Source organism: Polaromonas sp. UBA4122 (genome assembly GCA_002381615.1).
In the GTDB taxonomy this organism is placed as follows: domain Bacteria; phylum Pseudomonadota; class Gammaproteobacteria; order Burkholderiales; family Burkholderiaceae_C; genus Polaromonas.
Genome location: DFWY01000069.1, coordinates 6,887 through 10,539 on the forward strand (window position 1 = coordinate 6,887; position 3,653 = coordinate 10,539).

5 protein-coding genes and 1 pseudogene are annotated in these 3,653 nt (G+C 58.6%); all 6 read left to right on the top strand.

The genetic code is table 11. The features are described 5' to 3' along the window. The first annotated feature begins 71 nt into the window (after positions 1-71). Positions 72-695, top strand: coding sequence for a DUF6088 family protein (locus B3F77_RS09130; RefSeq protein WP_293604654.1), 624 nt, complete (start codon positions 72-74; stop codon positions 693-695). Further along, a complete protein-coding gene (locus B3F77_RS09135) occupies positions 692-1,036 on the top strand; it encodes a hypothetical protein (protein ID WP_293604655.1) in 345 nt (114 codons plus the stop codon). The genes B3F77_RS09130 and B3F77_RS09135 overlap by 4 nt, the downstream gene beginning before the upstream one ends. Positions 1,037-1,189: 153 nt before the next feature. Then, positions 1,190-1,345 (top strand): annotated as a pseudogene (locus tag B3F77_RS09140) (dTDP-glucose 4,6-dehydratase); the annotation flags it as partial. Between the two features lie 78 nt (positions 1,346-1,423). Further along, positions 1,424-2,296: a glucose-1-phosphate thymidylyltransferase RfbA gene (gene rfbA, locus B3F77_RS09145; protein WP_293604656.1), complete on the top strand. Its 873-nt coding sequence runs from the start codon at positions 1,424-1,426 to the stop codon at positions 2,294-2,296. A 294-nt stretch (positions 2,297-2,590) separates the two neighbouring features. Then, entirely contained in the window at positions 2,591-2,842 is a 252-nt protein-coding gene (locus B3F77_RS09150; protein WP_293604657.1) for a FitA-like ribbon-helix-helix domain-containing protein, read from the top strand. After that, a complete protein-coding gene (locus tag B3F77_RS09155; protein ID WP_293604658.1) occupies positions 2,839-3,282 on the top strand; it encodes a type II toxin-antitoxin system VapC family toxin in 444 nt (147 codons plus the stop codon). The genes B3F77_RS09150 and B3F77_RS09155 overlap by 4 nt, the downstream gene beginning before the upstream one ends. The last annotated feature ends 371 nt before the right edge of the window (positions 3,283-3,653 follow it).

Genomic DNA, 3,653 nt, shown 5'->3' on the forward strand with positions numbered 1-3,653 from the left:
GGGCAATATGGCTAATTTGTCCGAAATACATGCTATATTTCGGACAAATAGAATTTTGTAAAAAGAACCAAATGCCCCGATCCGCCTCGCCCAACAGCACTGGCTCACAGATTGCACGTCTGGTGCAGCAAAGTGCCCCTGGTACGGTGTTTACCCCAGATACCTTTGCCTTAGTGGGCAGCCGAGCCTCGATTGACAAGGCCCTGCAACGGCTGGTGGCTGCCGGGGAGCTGCGGCGCTTGTCGCGTGGTCTGTATGACAAACCGCGTCATGACGAATTGCTGGGCACTCTGTGGCCCACGGTAGATGCCGTGGTTCAAGCGCTTGTAGGCAAAGACATGTTGCGCACGCAGCCTGCGGGGGTTTATGCAGCCAACATGTTGGGCATCTCGGAACAGGTGCCAGCCAAGATTGTTTTTCTGACCGATGGCATCAGCCGCACAATCAAGGCTGGCCCCATGCAGATCAGTTTCAAGCGGACCACGCCACGCCAGATGGCGGCGGCTGGTCGACTGAGCGGCTTGCTGATTCAGGCTTTTAAGAGTCTTGGCGCGCCACACATTACCCCTGCGCGCATTGAGCGCCTGCGGCAAAACATTCCCGCAGCAGAGCGCGCCCGGGTGTTGCAAGACATTGCTCTGGCACCTGCGTGGATGCGGCCGTTTTTTCGCCAAGTGGCCCAGGAGGAAATATGACGCTGGCAGCAAAATTTTTGGCACTGACAACTGAGAAGCGCGCACTTGCGTTTGAGCAGGCGGCGGCAGGGCTGGCACACGCTAGCGCACCACTGTTTTGGGCCGACAAGGCGCAATGCGAGCGGGTGGTGGACTGGAAAAGCCGGGTGTTTGCCCGCGGCTGGGCGCGCTACGATTTGGCCCAGCATGGCACTTTCCGGCTGGTACCGCCAGAGGTGCGGCAGGCCGCTTTGGCGCGGGATTACGCGACGATGCGCCCCATGTTCATGACCGAACCGCCGAGTTTTGACGCGTTGCTGCGAGAACTAGGAAATGCTGAAAACGCCATCAACAAACTGTGACACCGTGGCCCGGATGAAGCGGCGGCTTGGGTGGATGCCCAGGCATTGCACTGTGGGGTCGGGAAGAAAAAGAGCGCAGCGCGGAAATCCAGGGTTCATGGATCGCCACGGCCTACCGCCTCGCGATAACGAAGAGTGACGGCCTCGCGATGACGGGAGCTGGGCTGGAAGCCAGCCGAAACCTTTGACAGCGGCATCCGCAAGACCGTGCAGTGGTACCTGGCCAACCCGGAATGGGTGGCTAATGTGCAAAGCGGTGCGTACCGGGAGTGGGTGCAGACGCAGTATGCAGGGCAGGAAGCCGCCTGAATAGGCTCTAGCCCCGGCGCAGCTTGCGCAGCCAGCTATAAAAATCAAAGTAATCTAAACATCAGGGAAGAAGAAAACATGACACAACGCAAAGGCATCATCCTGGCTGGGGGCTCCGGCACCCGGCTCTACCCGGTCACGCAAGCGGTCTCCAAGCAACTCATGCCGGTGTATGACAAGCCCATGATTTACTACCCGCTCAGCACGCTGATGCTCTCTGGCATTCGTGATGTGCTGGTGATTTCCACCCCGCAAGACACACCGCGCTTTGCCGAGCTGCTGGGCGATGGCAGCCAGTGGGGCATGAACATTCAATACGCGGTGCAGCCCTCGCCCGATGGCCTGGCGCAGGCTTTCATCATTGGCCGCGATTTTGTGGCCAACCAGCCCAGTGCGCTGGTGCTGGGCGACAACATCTTTTATGGCCACGATTTGGTCAGGCAGCTGGCCAGTGCCAGTGCCCGCCCCACCGGCGCCAGTGTGTTTGCCTATCATGTGCATGACCCTGAGCGCTATGGTGTGGTGGCGTTTGATGACCAGCAGCGGGCCATCAGCATTGAAGAAAAGCCCCAACAGCCCAAGAGCAACTACGCGGTCACCGGCCTGTATTTTTATGACCAACAGGTGTGTGACATTGCCGCCGATATTCAGCCCTCTCCCCGTGGCGAACTGGAAATCACCGATGTGAACCGGCGCTATCTGGAGCTGGGTGAGCTGAATGTCGAAATCATGGGCCGGGGCTACGCCTGGCTGGACACCGGCACGCACGACAGCCTGCTGGAAGCCGCCAGCTTTATTGCCACCCTGCAAAAGCGCCAGGGCCTGCAGGTGAGCTGCCCCGAAGAGATTGCCTTTGCCCAGCAATGGATTGACGCCGCCCAGATTCAAAAGCTGGCGGCACCGCTGGCCAAGAATGGCTATGGGCAGTATTTGCTTGGCCTGATCAAATAAACCGCCCATGGATCGCCACGGCCTGCGGCCTCGCGATGACGGAACTTTCGTCATTGCGTGCCATCCCTGCCCGTCATTGCGAGCGCAGCGCGGCAATCCATGCCCCCGCCTGTTCAACGATGGATCGCCACGCTGCGCTCGCGATGACGAATCGGGGCCATGGATCGCCGCGACCTGCGGCCTTGCGATGGGGGTGCAGCCCAGTATGCTATCCTAGTATGCTGTCCCAGTATGCTAGCCAATGAGTTAGCGGATGATTACAATGATTCCATTGCAATCACTTGGAGCTAACCTATGAGCAGCATCACAGTTCGAAACCTCGATGAATCTGTCAAGAATAGCTTGCGTGTGCGCGCAGCCCGCCATGGCTGGTCCATGGAACAGGAAGTCAGGCAAATTCTTCAACAAACCGTTGCCCCCGAGCAAGCCGGGCAGATCAGTTTTGTCGAGCGTGTGAACCGCAGGTTTGCCGGCCTGAAAGTGGAATCCCTTCCCATTCCGTCCCGGCAAATCGCCCGCACACCGCCTGAGTTCGACATGCCATGAGCAACGGCTTTCTGCTCGATACGAATGTGCTCTCGGAGTTGATGCGCGAGCATCCAGCCGCAGCTGTGCTTGACTGGTTTGCCCAAAACACGCATGCCACCATGCACACTAGCACCGTCACCCTGGCCGAAATTTTCACCGGTATCGCTTTGTTGCCAACCGGTAAACGCCGTACGGCACTGGCGGTGGCCGCCGAGCAAATGTTTGAGCAGGACTTTGCCGGGCACTGCCTTGGATTTGATGCTGCTGCCGCAAAAAACTATGCCGTTATCGTAGCGGCGAGGTCACGGCAGGGGCAACCCATCTCGACAGAGGACGCGCAAATTGCAGCGATTGCACTGGCCGCTGGCCTGACCGTGGCCACCCGCAACACCAAAGATTTTGAAAACATTGACGGCCTGACGCTGACGAACCCTTGGCAAGCCAACGCGCCACATTAATTTTCCAAATATCTGGCGGCGATTTAGGAGGTTTTGTTGCGTGGGCACCGGAAAGGGCCACGGCGTGCTGGAGGTAGGCTGCGGTGAAGCAGGTTGTGCAGGCTTTGGCGGCTGGGTAGCGGCAAGCGCAGATGTCGCCCAATGCTATGCCGACCCGGCGCTGGCAAAGCCAGAATCCGGATGGCTATGAATAAGTACAAATGTGCCTATAGCCCATATGGGGCGGGCGCAGGCAGCTATTAAATTTGTAGTGAATTCATGGTTGTCATTGTGAGCGCCCCAATCCCGTCATTGCGAGCGCAGCGCGGCAATCCATGCCCCCGCCTGTTCAACGATGGATCGCCACGCTGCGCTCGCGATGACGAATCGGG